This is a genomic window from Pseudomonas alliivorans, assembly GCF_017826695.1.
Lineage (GTDB): Bacteria > Pseudomonadota > Gammaproteobacteria > Pseudomonadales > Pseudomonadaceae > Aquipseudomonas > Aquipseudomonas alliivorans.
The window spans coordinates 330,456-357,032 of sequence record NZ_JAFFZW010000005.1 but is presented as its reverse complement, the minus strand read 5'-3'; the positions used below and the strand labels follow the sequence as shown (position 1 = coordinate 357,032).

The window sequence follows — 26,577 nt, the reverse complement described above, 5'->3', positions numbered from 1 at the left end:
AGTACTGCGCCTGCTGAATCAGAAATCACGGCTGCGCCAGAACAACTCATGTCGTCGCACAGCCTTTCGGAAAAATTCGTTCTCACCCTCGGCTGGCCAGCGTCGACCGGCGAGCACCTGCTGCAGCCAGCGGCGCACTCGACGCTTGGTCGGCATCGGCGGTTGCAGGTCATGCATCATGCCCAGCGCCATGGCTTTGTCGCGCTGGGTCGGCACCGACAGCTCAAGGCTGTAGGGCTCAAGCTTCAATTCGGCATCGAAGACCGGCGGCAGGCTGATGCCGGTGTAGGCATCGCCCATGGGCCAGCGGTCGTTGTCGTGCAGGTGATTGGCGTAGCCCAACACGACGTCCGGCTGCCACTCAAGGCCGGTCAGCGCTTCACGCACGGCCGCCTGCGCACAGATGTGATCGGGGTGCGGGTCGATAGCCGGGTGCGGCATGACGATGACCTGCGGCCTGGCCTTGAGAATCAACGCGCGTAGATCGGCCAGCAGATTATTCCAGGTCGGCCGGCCGTCATCGCCCGGCAGCGGCAGAGCGTTGAACTGGCGAAAAAGACGGGTATCGAGCAGATCCGCTTCGCGGGAGCCGACCGACGTGTCCGGCGCTACCTGCATGGCGGGCAGTTGCAGGCAGAAATAGCCGAGTTGCACACACCGCGCCTCCGATACTCCGCCCCAGCGCGCCACGGCAATGCTGTCCCAGGCGCGCAGACGGCCTTTCATACGAGCGGCCTCGGCCTTGTCCATGCCCATCTGCCGGTAGTGATCGGCTTCGATTTCACCCGCAGTCAGGGTCACGATCCATGCTTCATCCGCCTGGCTATACAGCCCGAAGGCGGCAAGCTCGGCGTCATCGGCGTGCGGCGCGATGACCATCACCCGCTGCTGGCGTGCATCAGGCTGACGGAATACCCACAAACGCGGCTGTCCAACCAGACGGCAGAAACGCCCGCGCACGCTCAATACACCTGCTGCCAATGGTTCGCCGAGTCCGGTCAGATTCAGATAGCGCATGGCATCTACCCCGCGCTCGAAGGCTTGCCGATCAACAAGCCCTGCACCCTGAAGTTCGACGACCGGGTCCAGAAAACGCCCCAGCCAGCTGCTTCTGAGGCTCAGCGCCAATACCAACGTTTCGCCGCCGCTGAGCGCGAGCGGCTCAGCAAACGTGAGTCGGCCATTCTCCAGACGCACACCCGAGACTTCGTTTTCGGCGGCAAAATTGTATTGATAGTCGTCCGAAGGCGAGTAGAACAGATGATCGGCAAACCAGGCCTCGTGAGCGATCCAGGCACCGACCGCCAGCACCGGTATCAACCACCACGCGACCGCCACGCCAAGGGCGATCAACAGCAACAGGCCACCCAGCAACGCCAGCCGCTTGTTACGGCGATGGCGCTTGAGCAACTCCTGCTTGCGGCTCAAATCTGAAACACCGGCACAGGGTTGCACCAGCGATCCTTGTATTCGCGGTCGGCGCGGCCGAACGAGAAACGCAGCGACTTGCCCAGCGCCCGTGCATCTTCCCAGGCACTTTGCGTATTGACGAAGCTCAGCACGCTGCCCGGGCTGAAATCACGGGTCTCTGGATCGACGCCGCCGTTGACGTATTCGACGCTGACCCACTCGGGCGCTTCGACGCGATACACCAGTTGAATGGCAATCGGCGCATCGTTGAGAAACACCACCGAGCCCATCAGCAGGTCGCGCAGCAACTCGATCACTTCGGCCTTGTGCGCAGCCCCCGTCGCTTCAAAGCCCCAGCGACGCTTGAACAGCTCGCAATACATGCGCGCGAGTTCTGCGCTGCCGAACTCGCTGACCGGCCGGACCGTGCCACCCGCTTCCTCCAGCAGGCGCAACTCGCGACGCTGGTTGTAGCGAAATTTCTTTGACAGCTCTTCAGGGGTGCGCGCCATGGCCAGCGACTCGGCCTGCGGCTTGAAGGTGCTGACCCGGCCTTCGTTCAACGACGAAATGTAACGCCCACGATGACGCACCGGCACCTCGACACCCTGAGCCACCGGCAGAATCAGCTCGGCGTTGCCCAGATCGAAAAGACCTTTCTTGCCATGACGCTTGAGTTCGTCCTTGGACAGCGCCAGCGAACGGCCCCAGGTTGCAATGGCCGCCTTGATGTCGCCACCCTGCTCCCAGCCCAGATAACGCACAGGAATGTCAGCAAAAACGGAAAGACGTTCGACAACGTTGGGGTGAGTGGCCACGCTACCGCCAAACCGGTGCCACGCCTGCGTATAGGCAGCGGCATCGATTTCGGTCCAGCCACGTTCACGCCAGCCTTGGAGTCGGTTGAGCATCAAGACTCCGCAACCAGACGGGTGACCTGAGGCAGGCGCCAGAATACATTGCGTACCGCGTGATCGGAGAAGCGCTCGCGCAGACGCAGAAGCATTCGCTCGGCACAATCCTGACGCTGATCGGCATTCAGCCCGGCCATGTGCATCAGGCCTTGAGCCAGACGCTGCTCATCCCCCAGCGGGAACAGCAGACCGACGTCCTCGACCACTTCACGTGCGCCGCCACAGGACGTTGCCACGACCGGCACACCGGCCACCATCGCCTCCAGCAATACCATGCCGAACGGCTCGTGATCCGAACTCAGAGCAAACACATCGAACGCCTTGAAATAACGACGTGCATCAGCGACCTGGCCCAGGAACAGCACATTCGCGCCAATGCCCAGTTCACGGGCAAGCTCCTTGAGGGACTCTTCCAGCCGCCCCTTGCCAAGAATGACCAACTGGCTGTTCTCGGGCAGGCTTGGCAGAGCGAGCGCAAAGCCGCGCAACAGGGTCGCCTGATCCTTGTCGGGATGCAGACGCCCAACATTGCCGACGATCCAGGCAGATGGCGAAAGTCCCAGTTCGACGCGGGCGTCTTCGGCGGAAAACTGACTGCCCTGCAGTTGCTCGACGTCGATGCGGTTGTACAAGGTCTCGATGCGCTCGGCCGGCCACGCAGGCAGGCTTTTACGCATGTCGTCACGCACCGAATCCGAGACGCCCAGCAGGCTCAGTCGTTTGCGGAACAGGTTGGCGAACAGCTTGCGGCTGCGGCGCTGATAGTCGCCAAACGCGTGATGAACGCCGATTACCGGCAAACGTGTCGCCAACAGCGCGATATAGACCGGCTTGAAGCGGTGAGCGATGCAGAAGGAGAAATGACGCGACGCCACGATGCTGCGCAATTCGCGAATGGCGCCCAGCTTGAGGCCACGAATGGCCTTCGAGCTGAATTCCATGAACAGCACTTCGTCCGAACCGCAGTCGGCGACCACGTCAGGGTCGGCGGCACCGGTCAGGAACACCGTGGTCACCCGGTAGCCCTTGCCTGCGAACAGGCTGGCATATTGCCGTGCGCAGTCCAGAAACGGCCCGTCATAGCCGTGACAGAACTGCAGCACATGACGTTCAGCCGAGCGTGTCATAAGCCTCAACGCCCTCTTTGACCACCAGAATGTCTTCCATGATCAGGTACTCGAGGTCGGAGCCGAAGAACATGTTCAAGGCATCGGTCGGCGAGCAGATCATCGGCTCACCACGGCGGTTCAGCGACGTGTTCAGCGATACGCCGTTGCCGGTCAGGTTTTCCAGCGCCTTCATCATGTCGTAGTAGCGCGGGTTGTATTCGCGCTTGAGCACCTGGGCACGGGACGTTCCGTCTTCATGGACGACTTCCGGCACGCGGGTCTTCCACTCTTCCGCCACTTCGAAGGTGAACGTCATGAACGGTGCCGGGTGATCGATCTTGATCATCTGCGGCGCGACGGTATCGAGCATCGACGGGCAGAAAGGCCTCCAGCGCTCGCGGAACTTGATCTGGTGGTTGATGCGATCAGCGACGCCGGTCACGCTCGGGCAACCAATGATCGAACGACCACCCAGCGCACGTGGGCCGAACTCCATGCGACCCTGGAACCAGGCCACGGGATTGCCCTTGACCATGATCTCGGCGATCCGCTCAGGAGTGTTTTCGATCTGGCGCCAGACGGGTTTGCTCGGATGACGGGCGCACGCGGCGATCACATCTTCATTGCTGTACGCAGGGCCGAGATAGACGTGCTCCATCTTCTCGACCGGCACGCCACGCGCGTGAGACACGTAAGCCGCTGCGCCCACCGCCGTACCGGCATCGCCGGACGCAGGCTGGACGAACAGCTCCTTGACCTCGGGACGGGCGATGATGCGCTGGTTCAATTTGACGTTCAGCGCACAGCCACCGGCGAAAGCGATCTTGCCGGTCTCCTTGAGGATGTCACCCAGGTAGTGGTCCATCATCTGCAGCGCGAGCTTTTCGAACAGCGCCTGCATGCTGGCCGCGTAGTGGATGTACGGCTCGTCCGCCACATCGCCGACGCGCTTGGGTCCGAGCCATTCGATCAGTTTCGGCGAGAAGTAGAAGCCCTTGCCGTTCTCTTTGTAGCGACGAAGCCCGATGACGTTGGCCAATTCGGTGTTGATGATCAGCTCGCCGTTCTCGAAAGTGGCCAGGCGCGAAAAATCGTATTTGCTGGCGTCGCCGTACGGCGCCATGCCCATGACCTTGAACTCGCCATCCAGCATCTCGAAACCGAGAAACTCGGTGATTGCGCCATACAGGCCGCCCAGCGAGTCCGGATCGAAGAATTCCTTGATCTTGTGGATCTTGCCGTTTTCGCCGTAGCCGAAGAAGGTCGTGGCGTATTCACCCTTGCCGTCGATGCCCATGATCGCGGTTTTCTCGGTGAAACCGGAGCAGTGGTAGGCGCTGGAGGCGTGGGCCAGGTGGTGCTCGACCGGCTCGATCTTGATCTTTTTCGGATCGAAGCCCAGTTGCTCGAGGCACCAGACGATCTTGTTGCGATAACGCTTGTAACGACGGTTGCCCATCAACAGCGCATCGAGGGCGCGATCCGGCGCGTACCAGTAGCGCTTGGCGTAGTGCCAGCGCGCCTTGCCGAACAGACTGATCGGGGCGAAGGGGATTGCGACCACGTCGACGTCGGAGGGCTTGATGCCTGCCTGCTCCAGACAGAACTTCGCCGACTCGTAGGGCATGCGGTTCTTTGCATGCTTGTCGCGAACGAAGCGCTCTTCTTCGGCCGCTGCGATCAGCTTGCCGTCGATGTAAAGCGCTGCGGAAGGATCATGGCTAAGGGCGCCGGACAGGCCAAGGATCGTCAATGCCACAAGGGTCTAGCCTCTTTAGTCTGCATGCAGGCGCATTGCGCCCGAGAAAATGTGTGCCCCCGCACAGCGGGCTGAGGGCAGCTAAAGCGCGGGATTATAGCGTAATGACCAAGGATTTGGCTCGGGGGCTGTAAGGCTTTCAGTAAACAGGCGACGCCGCCGCATTTCAGCACCGCCCGGCAGAAATGCCCCCGCATGCTGACATTCAATAACTATCTACGCTCCCGGCCCGCCGGATTCTGATTGATTGACGGCCAGAAATCACGGCCTCACGGCCTTCAATCAGCGGCGCACTTCGCGCCCCTCAGAGCCGAAAAACAATGCAGACACTGACACCTGTCCCCCTCACCCCCCTGGACACCTTTGCACAGGCGTCCGCCGCACTGAAACGACTGGATGAACTGAGCCGCCGATCAAGCGATACGCTCAAGCAATTGCCGGCACCCGACGACGCCCTGCTGGATACACCTGCGTCCGAGACACACATCACTGGCCTGATTGCGCAGCTCGACAATTACTGGCGGCCGGTCACGACACCCGGTGAGACCCCTTACGATCAATACCTTTCAGACCTGCGCCAGGCCCTGCGCGACGAGGTGACGCTCAAGGTGCACGAGGGCGAGCTTGCGTCAGTCTACGCACAGTGTCTTCCCGCCACGGTCTCGCAGATGAACACGTCACCGATACCCGACGCCTTTTCCCTCCACGTCCAGCTGGATGACGACGTTGAGGCTGAGCTGGCCGGTGCCCTGGTGCTGTCCCAGGCGCAGGGCCCGACTTTACTGGTATTACCGGGTCTGGGGCTCACGGCGTTCGCCACCCGGACACAGATGCTGGAGGCGCTGGCGCTGTGGCTCAACTCACCCGCCTTGAAGGGCGCACTGACGCGCAGCCTTGAACAGCGTTATCAGAATCAGCTTGCAACCATCGACGCCGACCCCGACCTGTATGCCGATCCGTTTTTGAGCACAGACGTGCAATTAAAAGCGATTGACGCAGATCCACTGGCTCATGCGCTGGACAGCCTGCTGACCAAACAGCGCAACGATGTTCGTCACGCCTGCGCCCTGCAAGGCGTCGGTGACCGACAGAAGCATCGGGCACTCATTCAGCACGCGATTGACCAGCGAGGCCTGTTCGGTCCACAGGCAATGCTTGAACTGCGTGAAATAGCGCTTCGTGAGGCCGATTATCGTCGCAGTCTGCCGGACTGGATCAAGCTGGCAAGCCCTAAGGAAATGGCGATCTACACCGAGCGCCTGGACCGCTGCGAACAGGCACGCGCCGCTGTTCTCAGTGCGCTGGGTACGGCGGCCTCGCCAGAAGCGTTCGCCCTGGCGCATCTCAACGTGCGCCTGGCTGACGATCTGGGATACGCCCTGGACCCCGGCCTCATCACCATCAGCACCCAGCGCACCTTGCCTGTGACAGGCGAAACTTACCGAGTGACGCGCTCGTGGGTCGAACTTGCACTGTACGGCCTGCACCCGGGCGACCGCACAGAGGGCTCCGATTTTCTGACCCGAACCACGATCGACTACGACAACGTTTCGCTGAGCCCCGCCTATACCGGGCTGGATGCGGCCTACATCGCCCGCGTCGTCGAGGAGCTGGATGTGCGCGTCAAATTTGGCGCCTTCCAGAAAGCAACCTACCGCCAGGCCCACAACCAACGCCTGATGCGTACCCTGACCCATACGCAAATCACGGCACTGGCGTGTGCCGCCAAGATGCAGGGGCATATTCGCCCCGAGGATTTCGCCATCGTCGAAGCCGTCTTGCAACCTGCGCAAGCAGTCGCAGAGGCGCCGCCCCGGGTTCAACAGATCAGGCTGGACGGACATGCGGTCATGAGCAAATTGCTGGTGTTTCGCAAGCAAAGTGCATCAGGCCAACTGGAGCGCCTGATTATGTTCGCCCAGGACGCTCCCCATCAGCGCAGTTTCCATGCCTTCGACAACGAAGACCAATTACTGCACAAGCTGGTCGGCTGGGTGAAGTCAACGGAACACCTGGACTATCTGCTCAGCCAGCTTGAGGTTTCCGCCCGACCGCGGCTCGAAAGTCGATTGCAGGCACTGCGACTCAAACCGTACCCGCAGGCTGATTTCGTCCGCCTCATTGACGTGTCCGACTACGCAATGGCGCTTTCGCTATTCGCGCTCGACCATGCCAGCGTGACAATCTCGGAACAGGCGCGCCACACGCCCTCCTGGTACGCAGGCGCCTCTCTTGAGAATCGCCAGCAACTGATCGCACTGGAAGAGGCCGCCGCTGGCGCGCTGCGCAACTACCAGCTAAAAAACCACACACACGTCAAGCCGTTCGAGGAGTACGTATTCGAACGGGCCAGCCAACAGATCAATAAATTGCTCGGCCTGCCTGACGGTACGGTGGACCCCGACCTGATCGTGATCAGCAGCGAGCGTGAAACCCTCACCTACACCGACATGTTGCTCAACGGCTACGACGACAGCATTGACCCGACGCGCGCCACCGCAGACAGGATGGCGACGTTCAAAGGCCCGGAAGGTGTTGACCTCAGCGCTCTTTCACCTCAGAAAGTGGCAGGCTCGGTACGCGGCAAATGGCTTGCCGACGACTACATCGCGCTGGTCAGGCGCACACTGCTCAATCCAGACGATGAAGGCTATGAATACCGTCGAACGGCGAGCGTAGCGATCAACCAGTTGCACATGAAGGCCGCGGCACTGCGCAGCGTTTTGAAGGGGCATATCAAACGCGATCAGTACGACTGGTTGATGAACAGCCTGGACCGCGCCCACCTGAATGACACTCAAACGCGCCAGCAATACCCGTTCTATCCCTTGCAACTGCATATCGACAAACCCTTCATCGCCTCAGGCCTGAAAGGCGTGGACCAGTTGGTCATTCCCGATCAGCAATTGACCCACGTCGAAACGGTTCAAGGGTGCGTTGCGATCCTGTCTACCCAGACCCGCCAGACTGCGCTGCTTTATACGCCCCAGGCACCGGACGGCGTCGAATTTCGCCTCTTCAGCGACTTCATCCCCTCTCTGAGCAAGGCGGGTATGATCGACTATTACAAGGACCGCTGCCGCCTTCAGTCGCGTCGGACGCTGGCTTTTTTCCTGCGCGACATGCAGCAGGGCGGCGCCAGCAAGGCACCGTTTCTACCAAAGGAATACATCGCGGACTTCGCCGACACCTGTTTCAACCGGTTTATCGAACGGAAACTGCGCGACATCGAAGACACCACCACCGGCCGTCACGAGATGCTGTCCAGAATGATCTGGATCAGCGCTGAACTCATCGCGACGGCATTGACGCTGCCATTCCCGCCCGCGAGCTTTGCGGTCGGCACTTTGCTGTCCCTGCACGATACGGTGCGTGCCGTACAGGCACTGACCGAGGGCGACCAGAACGCTGCCAGCGGCTATATCCTCTCGTCCCTGTTCAATGGGATCGGCGCAGCGGGCGATCTGCTTTCCGGCATGAAAGGGTTTGGCGGCATCGTGCATCGCCTTGAAAAACGTCTTCCCGACGCATCGGCGCTGCCGCCGATTGCTCCACTCGACCTGCCACCGCGATACGAGGATCTGTTTCCGGCCAGTCTGCAGGACAAGACTGTGCTGGTCGGCAAGGTAAACGCCAACGGCCACGCGCCCCTGTTCCAGCAGGCCAGCACGTCGTCACAGAAAATCAGCGCCACCGGGCAGTTCGCCAGCCGCACATCCGATGGCAGCTGGCACCCCTTGAGTTCGCCACTGGATAGCGCCAAGACCGCCGGTCGCGACCTGGCGGTCGATGTTTCCCTGCAAAACGTGCCACGCATCAAGGGCGGTCACGCCAACGGTATCTGCAGTGTCCAGGGCAAGCACTACATCAACCTGTCCGGCAAGACCTATCAGGTGCAGTTTGATGCCCACATGCGCCACTGGCAGATCATCGACCCGGCCAACCCGTTCGCATTCTTTGGCAAACAGCCGGTACGCCTGAACGAACAAGGACAATGGGAGAAGATCGGCCGGCATCAATTGCGAGGAGGCGGGCATGGCAATGAAGGCACCTACAGGCCGCTGCCGGAAGAGGCGGCCGCCGGGCTCAACACTACGGTTCGCTTGAGCGACTATGAGATGCCGCCCGAGATGAGACCGGGGCTGTATGCGATTCTGGACAAATTCGCCCCAGACCCGACAGGCATGGATCTGGAGTTTTACTTCAAAAGCTACTACGACGAGTTGCGTCAGGAGTTCTCAAGACTTCAGGACAAGCTCTATCAGGATGCCTACGCCTTCTTCATGAAGGTGGTGGTGCCCGCCCGCCCCTCACTGCCGACCCTCGCGCCTGGCGCCGGGGTGGAGTCGCTGTTTGAAAGCGTCTTCACGCACAGCAATGGGCTGGTGTTGAGCGAGGCCGGACAATCGGTCGCCAGCAAGCGTCTGCTTATTCTCAATATGCCGTTGCTCAAAAAACAAAACGTGGAAGTCCTGTACCTCGACCACCTGTTCACCGACAAACACCTCGATAAACTGAACACGTATCGCCAACTGGGCGGAAAAAACCGTTCCGGCTCTCACGAAATCAAGAACCACCTCAAGCATCTCAATAAGGGCGCTTTGCGCAATCAGACCTCCGAATACGATTACTACCACCTGATCAAGGCCGCACACAGGCACGGTATTGAGGTTCGCCCCTTCAGCTCGTCAACCAGCTACCCGCTGCAGGACCACCCGGTTGCCGCCGCCGCAGGTGACCTGACCGCCGCGCAGAAAACGAGCAATTTTTTCGGCCATCACGTGATCAGCGCTGACGTGGCACGCCAACCTTCAACACGCTGGATCGCGCTACTCGACCAGAAGCTGGCCACCACCCACGACACCATCCCGGGTATTGCCGAACTGCAAGGCGCTATCAGCGTGCATGTTCAAGACATTCCGATAGGGCGTCCGACCCGTGTGCTCGCGACCGGTACAACCCCATCCACTGCCGGACGCTCAGCTGACTTCACGATTGAATTTTCCAACCCCCTGATCACGGCGCCAAAACCTGTAACGCAGCCAGGCACGCGGGTGGATGAAATCTTGATGAACCGAATGGCCGATCGGCAGACCATCGAGTCGGGGGAGCGCTGGGCAGGCGATTACGTGTTCCGTTGGGAGCCAGAATCGGGTTGGGTGCGCAGTGAGCAACAAGGCTCGACCAGCCCTCGCCCGGTGACCGCCATTCAACAGTCGCTGAGCGACGCGACCTACGAGGTGCCGCTCGAACAAAGAAGCGCCCTGCACACGCTGGCCAGCTTCGAACATCGCGGGCTGGATGAGCGCTTCTTTTATTTCGATGAGGAAATCGGCGAGGTCAGGGAAGCATTTTTCAGGCTGCGCGCACAATTGCAGCAGGACGCCCAGGCCGTTGAGTCCGCAGTGCTGCCCGCCCGACCTTTACTGCCTGAAATAGCGCCCAAGACATCGCCTCAAGCGCTGCTTGAAAAGCTCTATCAGCACACCGACGGCGTCGTTCTGGGCGAGACGCACAGCTCGATAGCCAGCAAGAAGCTGATCATCGACAACCTGCCTTCGCTTGCGCAACAGAAGGTCAAGACACTGTATCTGGAGCATCTGACCAGCGACCTGCACCAGGCGGACCTGGACCATTTCTTCGAAACAGGCGAAATGACCAAGCACTTGCTGCATGACCTGCAGACCCTGGACATAGGCCACCGGACCGATCCGGCCGGGGTCTATAACTTCGAGAAACTGGTGATCCAGGCCCGGCAACACGGGCTGGAAATTCGGGCGATCGACTGCCTGGCCAGCTACCACCTCAAAGGCCTGCCCAGCGAAACAGTCACCACTCGCCAGCAAATGATGAATTATTTTGCGTCCCGCACGATTCGCAGGCATCAGCAGGTCATGGGCTCGCACAAGTGGATTGCTCTGGTCGGCAACAGCCACTCCAACACGTTCAAAAGCGCTGTTCCCGGCATCGCTGAACTGGAAGGTGGCATTGGCCTGCGGGTAATCGATGTAGTCCCCGGCCAGTCGCGGGGGGTAGTACGCGATCCGGGCGAATCCCTGCTGGTAGGTCTAGGCAAAACCCGCGTTCACATTCAGGGCGACTACCGCGTAGACCTTGAAGTGCCGCGGCCTGACGTTACGGTGCCCAGAACTCATTCCGCAGGAAGGCGTCTGGTCAAGCCAGGTATGTTCCTGATCGAACAGACCGACGAGGGCCTGCACACCATCGTGCATCGCTCGCGAGACGGCCAGATCCATCGCACCCCGGTGCACGTCGACGCAAAGGGCAAGCTGTCCGTTGATCGTCCAAGCTGGACAGGGGTGCACTTGAAGACTTACGAAGACATGAACGCCCTGACCATCGCGCTCAGGGACATCAACCTCAGTCGCGTCGAATAACGCGAACCACGGCAAGGACGAGACGGCTCAGGCCGGCTCGCCCTTCGGCAAGCGCTGCTCCAGCTTCTGGTGCAGCGCGCTCTGCGCTGGCCAGTTGCGCATGAAGCGCGCGCGGTCGCGGGCAAAAGCTGCCTCGAACGAGGCTCGGGAGGCATGCTGCTGCATGGCGTCCAGATCAATCAGTGCCCAGCGCCCTTCCTGCCAGAACACGTTATGCCCCTTGAAATCACCGTGACTGATGCGCTCGCGTATCAACTGCGCAAACAGCGTGTCGAGCGCTTGCAGCTCGGCCTCGGGCACCTCACCGGTTTCGACATGAGGCGAAAAGCGCTCGATGATGTCCGGTCCCGGCAGGAACTCGGTCACCAGATACGCCTTGTTACGCAGGCCCAACACACGTTTTTCCCTCACAGCCAACGGCTTGGGCGTCGCGATGCCCAGAAACGCCAGCCGGTTGCCCTCGCGCCAGGAATGCCAGGCACGACTGGGACGCCAGAAGCGCTTGAGCCAGTGACTGAAATGCTTGATGTTGTAACGCTTGATGACCAACGCACGGCCATTGACCTCGACCCGCCCGACACTGGCGGCTCCGCCGGTCTTGTACAGATGCCCCCCATCCAGCAACGCATCGGCCTGATCCAGCACCGGCACCATTGCCGCTTCTTCCTCGCGACGAATCGCCTGAAACACCGAAGCACCGTCCTTGACGCTGAACAGGCTGCAATCGCGCCCGGTCTTGTCGAGAAAATCCTTCAGACGCCAGCTGCGTATCTTGTCGATCTGTTTCTGCAGCGCCTCCATCGGCAAGCCATGTTCGGCATTGCTCAACAGATAATGCACCAGCAACTCTTCGGTAAACGGCTCGAAAGCGCGAGGCAACTGGGCAAAGAACACGCCGAGGTTTTCCAGGACTTTCTGGCGCGACAAAGGCTGTCCGGCCTGCTCGGCTCGAATGCCTGCGCCGTCGATCATGTACAGCTTGCCGTCATGGCGCAGCAGGTTGTCCAAATGAAGGTCGTCCTGCCACAGGCCTTTGGCATGCAACAGGGCAATCGCCGAGAGTGCTTCGCCCAGCACGCTTTGCTGATCATCGGTCAACGGGGACTGGTGCTGCACGGCATTCCATGCATCGCCAAGGCTTGGTGCATTTTCGAGAAACTCGAACAACAGCCAGCCACCCTCGCCTTCCTGCAGCCCGTCGGCCAGCAGCAAAGGCGTAGTCACGCCCTGCTCGGCCAGCAGCCGTACGCCGCTCAGTTCACGCTGAAAATGCCGGGCGGCCTTGCTGCCGACCAGCAGCTTGGCCAGCACCGTGCGACCACGCCAGACACCTGCGCCTACGTAGCGCTGACCGGGCAGTACACGCAGCAGGGTCAACAATTGCAGTTCGGCGGCGCCTGCGGCATCGGCCAGGGTCAGGCTCATCGGCAGCTCGGGCGTGCGCCCGGCATTCTTGAGGTCGGACAAACGCATCAGCGGGTCTCTTTCTGGTCACGGTGTTGAAGGTCACGCTTGTGCTGGCCTCGCTGCCCGAGGCGCGCACGCCATTCGTTGACCCGTTCGCTGTCGGGACTGGCTTGCAGATAGGCAGCCAGCAATTCGCGCTGATCGGCTTCTGTCCACACCCGTGCGCGGCGCAACAGCGGCTCCAGATCCTTGACCCGGTCACGCTTGCCAAAGATGACCGGCCGGGTCTTTTCCAGATCGATCAGCTGCGCCTGACAGCCTGCTTGATCGGTGCGCAGAAAAATATGCTTGGGATAGAAACAGCCATGGATCTGCCCCGCGCCATGCAGCGTGCGCGCCAGCAGCCCACAGGCTTTCAGAATAGCCGATCGCGATGCGGCGCCCAGCTCCGTCCAGCCCTGCAGCAGTTCATCCAGATCGGTCCAGCCGTCGAGCGCGCGGGTCATCAGAATCGCCCGACGCTCGCCATCGACCCTGCTCTCGCCGTAAAACGCCGCCTGCAGGGCCGGGATACCCAGCTTCTGGTAGCGGCTGATGTTGCGAAACTCGCGGGAAAAGGACGGCTCGCCAAACGGATGATGCAACGTGTGGGTCAGGTAATTGCTCTGACGCTTGAGGTAAAAACCCTGGCCGTCCAGATCCAGCCGGAACACGCTGCTCCAGCCGCCTCGCCCGGTATTGGGCTCATCGACCGCGTCCAGCTTCATGCTCCACAGCGACTCGAAATCGGTCAGGCCATGACGCTCCAGCAGTGGCAGGTCGGCACTGGCAATGAAAACGCTCATTCGCGCCCCTCGAAAAAGCTGACGACATGGCGGATACGCTTTTTGTCAGAGGCGTTCAGACGCGCCCGCTGACGGTACTGCAGGTAGAAGCGCAGTCGCTGGGTGGCGGAAAGATGGTACTTGGCGACCTTGTCCAGGCACGCCAGATCCTTGGTGATCCGGTAGCGCAGCATGAAGCTCCACCAAAAGGCCCCGTTGGGGCAATCGATGAAGAACAGCCGGGCCTGATCGTCCACCAGCAGGTTGCGCCACTTCAGGTCGTTATGGGTGAAGTGATGGTCATGCATGATGCGCGTGTAGGACGCGAGCTGGCGGCTGATGCCATCCACCCACTGCCGATCGGACAGCAGCGGATCCTTGCGCAGCGCCAGCGCAGACATGTCTTCGGTGTTGGGCAATTCGCGGGTGATCAACGCACCACGGTCATAGGCTGCGCCGTTGCGCTCAAGGCCCCAGGCCACGACTTCGGCAGTGGGAATGCCCCACTTGGCGAAACGCTTGAGGTTCTGCCACTCGGACTTGACCCGGGGCCGCCCCAGATAACGTCGCAGGCCCTTGCCGGCACCCACGTAGCGTTTGACGTAGTAATTGATCCCGGCGCGCTGAACCCGGATCACCTCGGACAGCGGATCGCGGGTCAGGCGTTCGCCCTGCAAGGCAAACACGGCGTCCAGGCTTCCGAAGTCTTCAGCCAGAAACGCGTACGCAGGCTCCAGGTTCCAACCCGCCATCAGAGCGCATCCCCGTATCGCACTTTGCGCTGATAAAGCTTTTCGGCCTTGGCCTCAAGCCAGCCGAGCAGCTTCGCTTCCCTGGTCAATATTTCCCGCAACGGCTTCTGGAAATAACCCTTGAGAAAACGCAGTTTGTCGCGACGCGTCAGACCGATGTCCAGCGCCGAGAAATACAACGCCGCCAGGTCCTTGTTTCGCCAGCGCGGAGTGATCGCCCGGCGGGTCTGGGCGCGATGCAGGTCGATGACGGACAACTTGAAGTCGTCGGCCGTGACGGGCTTGTCGGTGTGCAACAGAAAATGGCAGATGTAACAGTCGCGGTGATTGACCCCGGCGCGGTGCATCATGCCGACCAGTCGGGCGACCTCGGCAATATACGCCCGCTTGAGGCGCGGCTCGGGCGGCTCGTTGCGCCAGTTGATGCTGACGTCTTCCAGGCTGGTGGTGGGTGCCAGCTCTTCGGTAACGATGAACGAGTGCTGCGCGGCCGGATTGTTGCCACGCTCGCCATAGGCCACGGCGGTCATGGTCGGCACACCGACTTCATGAAGACGCTCGATTGCGTCCCACTCCTTGCCTGCGCCCAGCACCGGCAACTTGGCGGTGACCAGATTCTTGGCAATTTCGCCCCAGCCGATCCCCCGGTGGATCTTCACGAAATAGCCGCGCCCGTCGACTTCGGTGCGCAGCGTCCGGCGACCTTCGAGCTCGCGATACACCTCACCGCTCAAGGCCTCGACCTCGGCGAATGCATCGCGCCCGGCCCACAGGGTCTTGAACGGTTCAGCAAGGAACAGCTTCATCAATAGTGCTCCGCCAGAATCACATCGGCAGCGTGCTGCGGCATGCTGTAAAGGTCCGCCGTATCAGCGAACGCCAGGCCGTTTCGGCTCCAGTTACTGCGCGCTGTATCGTCCTTGAGCATGTCTGCCAGATAACGATTGAGCTGCGCCTGGTCGAACGGTTCATCCAGCACCAGACCGCAGTCGGCTTCGGCGATGTAATGGGCATAGCCGCACACCGCGCTGACCAGAACGGGCAAACCTGCCACCAGTGCCTCAAGCAGCACGGTGCCGGTGTTCTCGTTGTAGGCCGGATGAATCAGAACGTCAGCGCCCATCAGGAAGCGCGGGATATCGCTGCGACCTTTCATGAAGGTCACTTGATCACCCAGGCCCAATGCAGCGCTTTGCAGCTGGAATACCTTGGGGTCGTCCTGGCCGATTACAAACAGCCGCGTGCGTTTCTTCAGCTCGGCCGGCAGTGCCGCCAGGGCCTTGAGGCTGCGATCCACGCCTTTTGTCTTGAAACCGGAGCCGATCTGCACCAATAACAGGTCATTGTCAGCGAGACCGAACTCCTGTCGAAAGCCCGAACGAATCTCCGGCGCTTCGGGTGGGGCACGGCGATCCGGTGAAATGCCGGGCGGCAGCAGATGAAAACGTGACAGCGGGGTGTCGTAGTGTTTGATGAACAGCGGCTGCTGCACTTCGGAAATCATCAGGACCTGGGTCTTGGCGTCCCTGGCGAACACAGCGCGTTCGTAATCGGCAAAGTGGCGGTAGCGTCCCCATTTGCGATACAGCGGGCTGCGCAGGTTTTGCGCCTTATCCTCGAAGCAGCCATCTGCCGCGTAATAAACGTCCAGACCCGGCATCTTGTTGAAGCCGATCAGACGGTCCACGGGGCGCCTGGCCAGATCCGCCTCCATCCACGCGCTGAGCTTCTCGTTGCGGCGATGGTTGAAAAAGGCTTTGACCGGCGCGACCAGAACCTCGAAGCCGGGCGGCACGTCGCCTTCCCAGATCAGGGTGTAGACGCGAATCTGATGACCGCGTTTCTGGCACTCCAGCGCGATGCGCATGAAGTCGCGTTGCAGTCCGCCGAACGGAAAGTATTTGTACAGGACGAAAGCCAGTTGCATCAGCCAGGTTCCTTTGCCAGCAACAGCGCGCCCAGTTGGCTCGCTACTCGCTCGGGATTCAGGCGAGTGAAGCACGGTGGCCACTCGCGTTTAAGGTCAAACCGGCGCTGATCTTCAGCGGTCGGCTGGTACGTGCATTTCTTTTGCAGGCACGGCGCGCAGCTCGGGTAATCGGCGGCCAGATGCACCTGAGATTTTCCATAGGCCCCGGTCAGCACCGGATTGGTCGGCCCGAACAGCGAGACGGTCGGTACATCCAGTGCAGCGGCCAGATGACCGATACCGGTGTCCACCGCCACGCAGGCCTGCGCCTGAGCCAGCACCCGCGCCACGCCCGCCAGATTCAATTTGGGTAACACATGCGCCGTCTCCAGCCCGTCGGCGATGCGCTCGGCGCGTGCCTTTTCAGCCGGATTGCCCCACGGCAGGCGAACCTGCAGGCCTTGAGCGGCCATCCGTTCAGCGAGCTGTCGCCAATACAGCTCCGGCCAATGCTTGGTGTCCCAAGTGGTGCCGTGCAAAAACAGCACGAAGGGAGCTTGGGGCGCGCCATCCTGAGCTGTCAGCTTATTCAACCCGTAGTCACCGATTTCAGTCGGAACGCTGTAGGCCAGCGCCTGAGCGAATAACTGCCGCAAACGCTCGACCGCATGCTGCCCCCGTGCCACCGGGTAGCGCTTGTCATAGAAACGGCTGGCCACCGGTTCGCGTGCCGAGTCACGGTCCAGACCGGCCACCGGCGCATCGACATAACGGGTCAGCCAGGCGCTCTTGAACAGACCCTGCGCGTCGATCACCAGGTCATAACGCTGCTCGCGCAGACGCGCCTTGAATCCGCGCCACTCGCCGCTTCTGAAGGTTTGCCACAGGTTCTTGCGCCAGCGGCGGATCGCCACCGGAATGACCCGGTCGACCGCAGGATGCCAGGCAGGAATCTCGGCAAAGCCTTCTTCCACCACCCAGTCGAAGCGGATGCCCGGCAGCGCGCGGGCCGCGTCGGTCAGCGCGGGCAGGGCATGGATCACATCACCCAGCGAAGACGTCTTGATCAGCAATACCCGCAACGTCAGATGACCTCTACCGGAGTGCTGTCCAGACGGCCCAGCGCCTGGATCACGGCGCCCGGCTCAAGCAGGCGCATGCAGTTGTAATGACCGAAGCGGCAGGTGCGATCAAAGCATGGGCTGCACTCGATACCCAACCGGACAACCTCGACCTCGTCGGCCAGCGGCGGGGTAAACGCCGGCGATGTCGAACCATACACGGCCACCAGCGGACGATTCAGCGCGGCCGCAACGTGCATCAGACCGGAATCGTTCGAAACGACCGAGTCGGCACACGACAGCAGATCAATGGCTTCGGCCAGCGAGGTCTGGCCGCTGAGATTGACGGACTCTTCACGCAGACCGGGAATCAGGTTCTCACGGATGGTCTCGCCGACCGGGTGATCCTTCTGCGAGCCGAACAGCCAGACCTGCCAGCCTTCGCGGATTCGCGCATCGGCGACCTGAGCGTAGTGCTCTGCGGGCCAGCGCTTGGACTCGCCGAACTCGGCACCGGGGCACAGCGCCAGCACCGGACGATCCAGCGTCAAACCAAACTTGGCCAACGCGGCATCGCGGGTTGCCGGGTCGATCTGCAGGCTTGGTTTGGGGTATGGCCGGGGCAGTTCTGCACCCTTGTCCCAGGCCAGCGCCATGAAGCGCTCGATCATCAGCGGATAACGCTGCTTGTCCAGCGTACGCACATCGTTGAGCAGCCCGTATCGGAACTCGCCACGCCAGCCGGTGCGCTGTTTGATGCCGGCGAAAAAAGGCACAAGCGCGGACTTCAGGGAATTGGGCAGCAGAATCGCCTGGTCGTACTGACCGGCCAGCGATTTGCCGATACGCCGACGCGTGGCCAGCTCCAGAGCACCGTGGCCGAGGGGAAAGCTGAGGGCGGCGCGCACTTCGGGCATACGCTCAAGCAACGGACGACTCCACTCGGGCGCCAGTACGTCGATCTGGCACTCGGGATGACGCTGCTTCAGGCACTGGAACAGCGTTTGCGCCATCACCATGTCACCGACCCAGCTAGGCCCAACGATCAGAATATTCATGCTTCATCCAAAAACGACCGGAAACGATCAGGGAGGCCGATCAGGCTGCGTGACATTCCCACACAACCTGTCGCCTCCCTGTCATAGCTTTATATAGTCTTGTTGTGAAAGGACGACATGTCGCCCGTTCAGCTCAACCCCATCTGCGCCCAGATCCGCATCACTTCACGCCGTTCGCAATGAAACTGATCGCCGCTGACCACACCCGCTTGTTTCTGCAAGGCCTGACGGTGCGCCGCCGAACGGTACGCCTTGTAGGCCTCGCGCAACAGGCTGGCATCGGCGTCGGGCAACAACCCGGCCTCTTCCAGCCCTTCGAGAATACGAATGTTATCGGTGTATTGCAGCAGCCCCGGATGCTCTCTGGACCACGCCAAGGCCGCGTATTGCACCATAAATTCGATATCGACGATACCTCCGGCGTCCTGCTTGAGGTCGAACGGCATGGAGGACTCGAAGGCATTGGCTCCCCTGCCCGCCGCCGTCAGACGGCTGCCGAGGTTGTCACGCATCTTGGCGCGCATCTCGCTGACTTCGGCACGCAGCTTGTCCAGATCCCGCTCGCGACCCAGTACGTCGGCGCGCACCTTCTCGACTTCACGGCCCAGGTCGGGGCTGCCGGTCAGGACGCGCGCGCGGACCAGCGCCTGATGCTCCCAGGTCCAGGCTTCCTTGTCCTGATAGCGGGCGAATGCGCCCAGCGAGCTGACCAGCAGCCCCGAGGCGCCGGACGGACGCAGACGCATGTCGACGTCATACAACTGACCGGAGTTGGTCTGAGTGGTCAGCAGGTGAATGATCCGCTGCCCCAGCCGGGTAAAGAACTGCGCGCTGTCGATCGGCCTGGCACCGTCGGTTTCGGTCTGCGGGTCGCCGTCATGAATGAACACCAGATCAAGGTCGGAGCCATGACCCAGTTCGATACCCCCCACCTTGCCGTACCCGACGATCACGAACCCCGGATCGCACAACGTGCCGTCAGGCCGCGATGGCGTGCCGTGCCTGGCCACGCTGTGACGCCAGGCCAGCGCCAGCACCTGTTCAAGGATCGCCTCGGCCAGCCAGGTCAGGTAGTCGCTGACCTTCATCAACGGCAGGCTGCCGGTAATTTCCGACGCCGCCACCCGCAGGCTGTGAGCCAGTTTGAAGTGTCGCAGCGCTTCCATCTGCTGCTCAAGGTCATCCTCGGGAATGCGGATCAACCGCTCGCGCAGTTCGGCGGCCAGTTCAGGCGCCAGTGGCGGATTGAACAGACGGCCTTCATTGAGCAGTTCGTCGAGCAGCAACGGGAAGCGGGCGATCTGCTCGGCGATCCACGGACTGGCTGCGCACAGGGTCAGCAAACGGCGCAGTGCATCGGGGTTCTCGGTGAGCAGCACCAGGTAGGCCGAACGCCGGGCCACCGCTTCCACCAACGGCAATACGCGTTCAAGCACCAGATCAGGTTTAGCGTGCTCCACGGCCTGGGCCAGCAGACGCGGGATGAAAGCGTCCAGCCGTTCGCGACTGAGGCGCTGCATCGAGCGCAGGTGCGGGCTGCTGCGCAGGTTCGCCAGATGTCTGATCGCCGTTTCGGCGTTGACGAAACCGGCCTGGGAAAGCTGGCGGCTGGCGGCCTCTTCGTCCTGGGACTCCTCCCACAATGGCAGCCACTCGCCGCCGACGATCACGTCACTGTCGTCTTCCTGCTCTTCATCCGGATCAGAATCCGGGTCGGCAATCACCTGACGGAAATGCCACGACACCCGCCCACGCCAGTACATCAGTCGTTCGTGAAAGCTCGCCCAGTCGGAAAAGCCCATCATCAATGCGATACGTGCCTGATCCTGCTCGTTGTCCGGCAGCATCTGGGTCTGACGGTCGGCAATTGCCTGAATGGCATGTTCGGTATAGCGCAGGAATTCATAGCCTTCGCGCAACTCTTCGGTCACGGCGCCGGGCAGATAGCCTTGCCCTTCGAGGGTTTTCAGCACCTTGAACAGCGGACGCTGCTGCAGGCTGAGGTCGCGACCGCCGTGAATCAGCTGAAAGGCCTGGGCGATGAACTCGACTTCGCGAATGCCGCCAGCGCCGAGCTTGATGTTCTCGGCCATGCCCTTGCGCTTCACTTCCTGCTGAATGAGCTGCTTCATGGTGCGCAGCGCTTCGATGGCCGAGAAATCCAGATAACGGCGATAGACGAACGGGCGCAGCATCTCCAGCAACTCGGCACCCGCCTTCTGATCGCCACCGACCACACGCGCCTTGATCATGGCGTAGCGTTCCCAGTCACGGCCCTGATCCTGGTAGTACTGCTCCAGCGCATTGAAACTGAGCACCAGCGCCCCGGATGAACCGTAAGGCCGCAGGCGCATATCGACGCGAAACACGAAGCCATCGACGGTCACCGGATCCAGCGCCTTGATCAGTCGCTGCCCCAGGCGAATGAAGAATTCCTGATTATCGAGAGGACGCTTCACGCCCACCGTCTCGCCGCCTTCCGGGTAGCCGAAGATCAGATCGATGTCCGAGGACAGGTTCAGCTCGACGGCGCCCAGCTTGCCCATGCCCAGGATCACCATCTGCTGCGGCAGCCCCGTGCGGCGCCCGGTGGGCGTACCGAACTGCTGACAAAGACGCTCGTGAAGCCAGTGGCAGGCCAGGTCGATGCAGGCATCGGCCATGTCCGACAGGTCGCGGCACGTCTCGATCAGATCCGCCTGGCGTGTCAGGTCGCGCCAGATAATCCGCACTTGATGCCGCATGCGTTGGCGACGTAGATTACGTCCCAGCTCATCGTCAGTGGTCGCGGTGCCCAATGCATTGGCTATTTGTCCACGCAACTCTCCTGCCGAAAAGCTACGCTCCAGTTCGCCCGCATCGGCCATGTCCAGCAGCATGCGCGGATCCCGGCAGATCTGTTCGGTGACGAAATCGCTGGCTGCGCAAACGCGGTCGAACGCCAGACGACGCGACTCGGGCCATGCGTCGAAAGAAGCCAGTGCCTCGGCAGACAAATCAGCGAGAGCTGTACGAAATGTCTGTTGTGCACGGGTAATCAATGGCAGCAGGATGGCCGGAAAATCGGTCAGTAAAGGTAGGCTCATGGTCTATCCTTGATCGGCGTGCGAAGGGCTACCTGCCATGACTGCGAGTTTCACCTGCCACCGCCGCTTGTCGAACAAAGGTTATAAATTGCTGGAAAAATCGTTTTAGAAGCATAAAATTCCGACTTTTTACCGCAATACTTTCGAAACACATCAACAGTAACGTTTTATCTCACAACACAACAGGAGCGATTTGGTCGCTTCTCTGTAGTTTTACTACTGGTTCAGTTACTCGGAGGGCTGAAATAGTCGTCGATTTGTAGTAAAACTACACGCCGCCGGGCCAACCTCCGGTAATCCAAGAATTTATGTCGTCTGCCCACAAGGCCAGTCGCAAACTCAGGCAACCGATTCTGGAAGCCTTTCCGCCCTGGAGCAAGCCATGCAAGACCTCGATCCCGTCGAAACCCAGGAATGGCTGGACGCCCTGGAATCGGTTCTCGACAAAGAAGGCGAAGACCGTGCTCATTACCTGATGACCCGTCTGGGCGAACTCGCCACCCGCAGTGGTTCGCAGCTGCCTTACGCCATCACCACGCCTTACCGCAACACGATTCCCGTCACCCACGAAGCACGCATGCCTGGCGACCTGTTCATGGAACGCCGCATTCGCTCGCTGGTGCGCTGGAACGCGTTGGCCATGGTTGTCAAAACCAACCTGAACGACCCGGATCTGGGCGGCCACATTTCGAGCTTCGCCTCCAGTGCCACGCTGTATGACATCGGCTTCAACTACTTCTTCCAGGCCCCGACCGAAGAGCACGGCGGCGACCTGATCTACTTCCAGGGTCACGCATCGCCAGGCGTCTACGCCCGTGCGTTCATGGAAGGCCGCATCACTGAAGAGCAGATGAACAACTTCCGTCAGGAAGTCGATGGCAATGGCCTGTCGTCCTATCCACACCCGTGGCTGATGAAAGATTTCTGGCAGTTCCCGACGGTATCGATGGGCCTTGGCCCGATCCAGGCGATCTACCAGGCACGCTTCATGAAGTACCTGGAACACCGCGGTTTCATCCCGGAAGGCAAGCAGAAAGTCTGGTGCTTCCTGGGCGACGGCGAGACCGACGAGCCGGAATCCCTGGGCGCCATCGCCCTGGCCGGTCGCGAGAAGCTGGACAACCTGATCTTCGTCGTGAACTGCAACCTGCAGCGTCTGGACGGTCCGGTTCGCGGCAACGCCAAGATCATCCAGGAACTGGAAGGCGTGTTCCGTGGTGCTCAGTGGAACGTCACCAAAGTCATCTGGGGCCGTTTCTGGGACCCACTACTGGCCAAGGACGTCGACGGCATCCTGCAGCGTCGCATGGACGAAGTCATCGACGGCGAATACCAGAACTACAAGGCCAAGGACGGCGCGTTCGTCCGTGAGCACTTCTTCAACTCGCCTGAACTCAAGGCGATGGTTGCCGATCTGTCCGATGACGAGATCTGGAAACTCAACCGTGGTGGCCATGACCCGTACAAGGTCTACGCGGCCTATCACGAAGCTGTGAACCACAAGGGTCAACCGACCGTGGTTCTGGCCAAGACCATCAAGGGTTATGGCACCGGCGCAGGCGAAGCGAAAAACACCGCGCACAACACCAAGAAGGTCGATGTCGACAGCCTGCGTCACTTCCGTGACCGCTTCGACATCCCGGTCAAGGATTCCGAGCTGGAAGCCCTGCCGTTCTACAAGCCGGAAGAAGGCAGCGCCGAAGCCCGTTACCTGAGCGAGCGCCGTGCCGCACTGGGCGGTTTCGTGCCACAGCGTCGTGCGCAGAGCTTCAACCTGCCGACGCCGCCGCTGGAAACCCTCAAGGCTATCCTTGACGGTTCGGGCGACCGCGAAATCTCCACCACCATGGCGTTCGTGCGTATCCTGGCCCAACTGGTCAAGGACAAGGAAATCGGCCAGCGTATCGTTCCGATCATCCCGGACGAAGCCCGTACCTTCGGTATGGAAGGCATGTTCCGTCAACTGGGCATCTACTCCTCCGTCGGCCAGCTCTACGAGCCAGTCGATAAAGAACAGGTGATGTTCTACCGCGAGGACAAGAAGGGCCAGATCCTCGAGGAAGGCATCAACGAAGCAGGCGCCATGTCCTCCTTCATCGCAGCCGGTACTTCGTACAGCAGCCACAACCAGCCGATGATCCCGTTCTACATCTTCTATTCGATGTTCGGTTTCCAGCGTATCGGCGACCTGGCCTGGGCCGCTGGCGACAGCCGCACCCGTGGCTTCCTGGTCGGCGGCACCGCCGGTCGTACCACGCTGAACGGCGAAGGCCTGCAGCACGAAGACGGTCACAGCCACATCCTGGCCTCGACCATCCCGAACTGCCGCACCTTCGACCCGACCTACGGTTACGAGCTGGCTGTCATCATTCGTGAAGGCATGCGCCTGATGTTCGAAGAACAGCAGGACGTTTTCTACTACCTGACCGTGATGAACGAGTCCTACACCCAGCCAGCCATGCCGGCCGGCGTGGAAGACGGCATCATCAAGGGCATGTACCTGCTCGAAGAAGACACCAAGGAAGCGGCGCACCACGTCCAGTTGCTGGGCTCGGGCACTATCCTGCGTGAAGTTCGCGAAGCGGCGAAAATCCTGCGTGACGAGTTCAACATCGGCGCTGACGTCTGGAGCGTAACCAGCTTCAACGAACTGCGTCGCGACGGTCTGGCGGTAGAGCGCAACAACCGCCTGCACCCAGGTCAGAAGCCTGAGCTGAGCTACGTCGAGCAGTGCCTGAACGGTCGCAAGGGTCCGGTCATCGCATCGACCGACTACATGAAGCTGTTCGCTGACCAGATTCGTCAGTGGGTTCCAACCAAGGAATACAAAGTACTGGGCACCGACGGTTTCGGCCGTAGCGACAGCCGCAAGAAGCTGCGTCACTTCTTTGAAGTCGACCGCCACTTCGTTGTGCTGGCAGCCCTGGAAGCCTTGGCTGATCGCGGCGATATCGAACCTAAAGTCGTGGCTGAAGCCATTGCCAGGTTCGGTATCGATCCAGAAAAACGCAATCCACTGGACTGCTAAGAGTCTGCTTCAAGAGCGCTGATCAGGGCGTGAACAGCCGAAGGTGCGGAATTTACCTCGCGTAAATGAGCATCCAAGGCTGTTTCGCCGTAACTGAACCAGCGTATTCGTGAGTGAACAGGTTCTCCCAAGGAGATACAGAGTGAGTGAGCTAATTCGCGTACCCGACATCGGCAACGGTGAAGGTGAAGTCATTGAATTGATGGTCAAGGTCGGTGATCGCATCGAAGCTGACCAGAGCGTTCTGACGCTTGAGTCCGACAAGGCAAGCATGGAAATCCCTGCCCCCAAGGCGGGCGTGATCAAGGCCATGAAGGTCAAACTGGGCGACCGCCTGAAAGAAGGCGACGAGTTGTTCGAGCTGGAAATCGAAGGCGAAGCGGCTGCCGCACCGGCCGAGGCCGCACCTGCTGCTGCCGCGTCGGTACAGGACATCCACGTGCCGGACATCGGCTCGTCGGGCAAGGCCAAGATCATCGAACTGATGGTCAAGGTCGGCGACAGCATCCAGGCCGATCAATCGCTGATCACCCTGGAATCCGACAAGGCCAGCATGGAGATTCCATCTCCTGCTGCGGGCGTTGTCGAAAGCATCGAAGTCAAACTGGACCAGGAAGTCGGCACCGGCGACCTGATCCTCAAGCTGAAAGTCGAAGGCGCAGCCCCTGCCGCCGCGCCTGCTCCGGCAGCCAGCGCACCGGCGGCCGCATCGGCCAAGACTGAAGCCGCGCCGGCTCCGGCCGCAGCACCTGCTCCCAAGGCGGACGCCGCGCCAGCACCGGCTGCACCGGCCAAAGACGGCGCCAAGGTCCATGCAGGCCCGGCAGTTCGTCAACTGGCCCGTGAATTCGGCGTCGAGCTGAACGCCGTCAGCGCCACCGGCCCGCACGGCCGCGTTCTGAAGGAAGACGTTCAGGCTTACGTCAAGGCCATGATGCAGAAGGCCAAAGACGCGCCGGCTGGCGGCGCAAGCGGCGGCATGGGCATCCAGCCGATTCCGGAAGTCGATTTCAGCCGTTTCGGCGAAATCGAAGAAGTGCCGATGACTCGCCTGATGCAACTGGGTGCGACCGGCCTGCACCGCAGCTGGCTCAACATCCCGCACGTCACGCAATTCGACCAGGCCGACATCACCGAACTGGAAGCTTTCCGCGTCGCGCAGAAAGGCGCTGCCGAGAAGGCAGGCGTCAAGCTGACCGTTCTGCCTCTGCTGCTCAAATCCTGCGCACACCTGCTCAAGGAGCTGCCGGACTTCAACGCCTCGCTGGCTCCAAGCGGCAAGGCTGTGATCCGCAAGAAGTACGTGCACATCGGTTTCGCAGTGGATACCCCGGACGGCCTGCTGGTCCCGGTCATCCGTGACGTCGATCAGAAGAGCCTGCTGCAACTGGCTGCCGAAGCCGCTGCACTGGCTGAAAAGGCACGCACCAAGAAGCTGACCGCCAACGACATGCAGGGCGCCTGCTTCACCATCTCCAGCCTCGGGCATATTGGCGGTACTGGCTTCACGCCAATCGTCAACGCGCCGGAAGTGGCTATCCTGGGTGTTTCCAAGGCAACCATCCAGCCAGTCTGGGACGGCAAAGCCTTCCAGCCAAAGCTGATGCTGCCGTTGTCGCTGTCCTACGATCACCGCGTGATCAACGGCGCGGCCGCTGCCCGCTTCACCAAGCGCTTGAGCGAATTGCTGGCGGACATCCGCACAATCCTGCTGTAAGCCCGAGCAGGCCTGCCTCACAGCGGGCCTTGCCGCACGTGTTTACGAGCTGCCACGCTCGAACCTCAACCCCGCCTTCAAGCGGGGCTTTTTTTGCCTGCCGGTTCCTTCGTCGACCTGACGCAGAGCCTCATGGGATTCGGGT

At 60.9% G+C, this 26,577-nt stretch carries 15 protein-coding genes; 3 read left to right on the top strand and 12 right to left on the bottom strand.

The window, feature by feature from the left end; all coding sequences use genetic code 11:
• Positions 1–18: 18 nt before the first annotated feature.
• Genes JTJ32_RS16295 through JTJ32_RS16280 form a run of 4 tightly spaced genes read right to left on the bottom strand, consistent with a single transcriptional unit; the run spans position 19 to position 5,192 of the window.
• Positions 19–1,428 carry a PIG-L deacetylase family protein gene (locus tag JTJ32_RS16295; RefSeq protein WP_210042649.1) on the bottom strand — a complete coding sequence of 470 codons (1,410 nt, stop codon included), beginning with the start codon at positions 1,426–1,428 and terminating at the stop codon, positions 19–21.
• Positions 1,425–2,321, bottom strand: coding sequence for an antimicrobial resistance protein Mig-14 (locus JTJ32_RS16290; protein ID WP_099229480.1), 897 nt, complete (start codon positions 2,319–2,321; stop codon positions 1,425–1,427). Before JTJ32_RS16290 ends, JTJ32_RS16295 begins: the two co-directional genes overlap by 4 nt.
• Complete coding sequence (locus tag JTJ32_RS16285; protein ID WP_099229479.1) at positions 2,321–3,451, bottom strand: glycosyltransferase; 1,131 nt, start codon at positions 3,449–3,451, stop codon at positions 2,321–2,323. The genes JTJ32_RS16290 and JTJ32_RS16285 overlap by 1 nt, the downstream gene beginning before the upstream one ends.
• A complete protein-coding gene (locus tag JTJ32_RS16280) occupies positions 3,435–5,192 on the bottom strand; it encodes a carbamoyltransferase family protein (protein ID WP_073168063.1) in 1,758 nt (585 codons plus the stop codon). The genes JTJ32_RS16285 and JTJ32_RS16280 overlap by 17 nt, the downstream gene beginning before the upstream one ends.
• 320 nt (positions 5,193–5,512) lie before the next feature.
• Between JTJ32_RS16280 and JTJ32_RS16275 the strand changes: the two genes are divergently transcribed.
• Positions 5,513–11,590: a membrane-targeted effector domain-containing toxin gene (locus tag JTJ32_RS16275; protein ID WP_210042648.1), complete on the top strand. Its 6,078-nt coding sequence runs from the start codon at positions 5,513–5,515 to the stop codon at positions 11,588–11,590.
• A 27-nt stretch (positions 11,591–11,617) separates the two neighbouring features.
• Here the strand turns inward: JTJ32_RS16275 and JTJ32_RS16270 are convergent, their stop codons facing one another.
• The 8 genes from JTJ32_RS16270 to glnE form a co-directional block, all read right to left on the bottom strand.
• A complete protein-coding gene (locus JTJ32_RS16270; RefSeq protein ID WP_210042646.1) occupies positions 11,618–13,063 on the bottom strand; it encodes a lipopolysaccharide kinase InaA family protein in 1,446 nt (481 codons plus the stop codon).
• Positions 13,063–13,842, bottom strand: a complete 780-nt coding sequence (locus tag JTJ32_RS16265) for a lipopolysaccharide kinase InaA family protein (RefSeq protein WP_099229476.1) — start codon at positions 13,840–13,842, stop codon at positions 13,063–13,065. Before JTJ32_RS16265 ends, JTJ32_RS16270 begins: the two co-directional genes overlap by 1 nt.
• Positions 13,839–14,573 (bottom strand): lipopolysaccharide kinase InaA family protein, encoded by a 735-nt coding sequence (locus tag JTJ32_RS16260; protein WP_099229475.1) that lies wholly within the window; start codon positions 14,571–14,573, stop codon positions 13,839–13,841. The genes JTJ32_RS16265 and JTJ32_RS16260 overlap by 4 nt, the downstream gene beginning before the upstream one ends.
• Positions 14,573–15,379 carry a lipopolysaccharide core heptose(I) kinase RfaP gene (gene rfaP / locus JTJ32_RS16255; RefSeq protein WP_099229474.1) on the bottom strand — a complete coding sequence of 269 codons (807 nt, stop codon included), beginning with the start codon at positions 15,377–15,379 and terminating at the stop codon, positions 14,573–14,575. The genes JTJ32_RS16260 and rfaP overlap by 1 nt, the downstream gene beginning before the upstream one ends.
• Positions 15,379–16,500: a glycosyltransferase family 4 protein gene (locus JTJ32_RS16250; protein WP_099229473.1), complete on the bottom strand. Its 1,122-nt coding sequence runs from the start codon at positions 16,498–16,500 to the stop codon at positions 15,379–15,381. The genes rfaP and JTJ32_RS16250 overlap by 1 nt, the downstream gene beginning before the upstream one ends.
• The gene (gene waaC / locus JTJ32_RS16245) at positions 16,500–17,564 is read right to left on the bottom strand and encodes a lipopolysaccharide heptosyltransferase I (RefSeq protein ID WP_210042644.1); all 1,065 of its coding nucleotides are present in this window, start codon (positions 17,562–17,564) and stop codon (positions 16,500–16,502) included. The genes JTJ32_RS16250 and waaC overlap by 1 nt, the downstream gene beginning before the upstream one ends.
• Before the next feature lie 2 nt (positions 17,565–17,566).
• On the bottom strand, positions 17,567–18,601 hold the full coding sequence (gene waaF, locus JTJ32_RS16240) for a lipopolysaccharide heptosyltransferase II (RefSeq protein WP_099229471.1): 1,035 nt from the start codon (positions 18,599–18,601) through the stop codon (positions 17,567–17,569).
• Positions 18,602–18,729: 128 nt separating this feature from the next.
• Positions 18,730–21,687: a bifunctional [glutamate--ammonia ligase]-adenylyl-L-tyrosine phosphorylase/[glutamate--ammonia-ligase] adenylyltransferase gene (gene glnE, locus JTJ32_RS16235; protein ID WP_210042642.1), complete on the bottom strand. Its 2,958-nt coding sequence runs from the start codon at positions 21,685–21,687 to the stop codon at positions 18,730–18,732.
• Between the two features lie 382 nt (positions 21,688–22,069).
• Here glnE and aceE point away from each other — a divergent pair, with 382 nt between their 5' ends.
• Complete coding sequence (gene aceE, locus JTJ32_RS16230; RefSeq protein WP_099229469.1) at positions 22,070–24,715, top strand: pyruvate dehydrogenase (acetyl-transferring), homodimeric type; 2,646 nt, start codon at positions 22,070–22,072, stop codon at positions 24,713–24,715.
• 142 nt (positions 24,716–24,857) lie between these two features.
• Positions 24,858–26,432: a dihydrolipoyllysine-residue acetyltransferase gene (gene aceF, locus JTJ32_RS16225; RefSeq protein ID WP_210042641.1), complete on the top strand. Its 1,575-nt coding sequence runs from the start codon at positions 24,858–24,860 to the stop codon at positions 26,430–26,432.
• Positions 26,433–26,577: the final 145 nt, after the last annotated feature.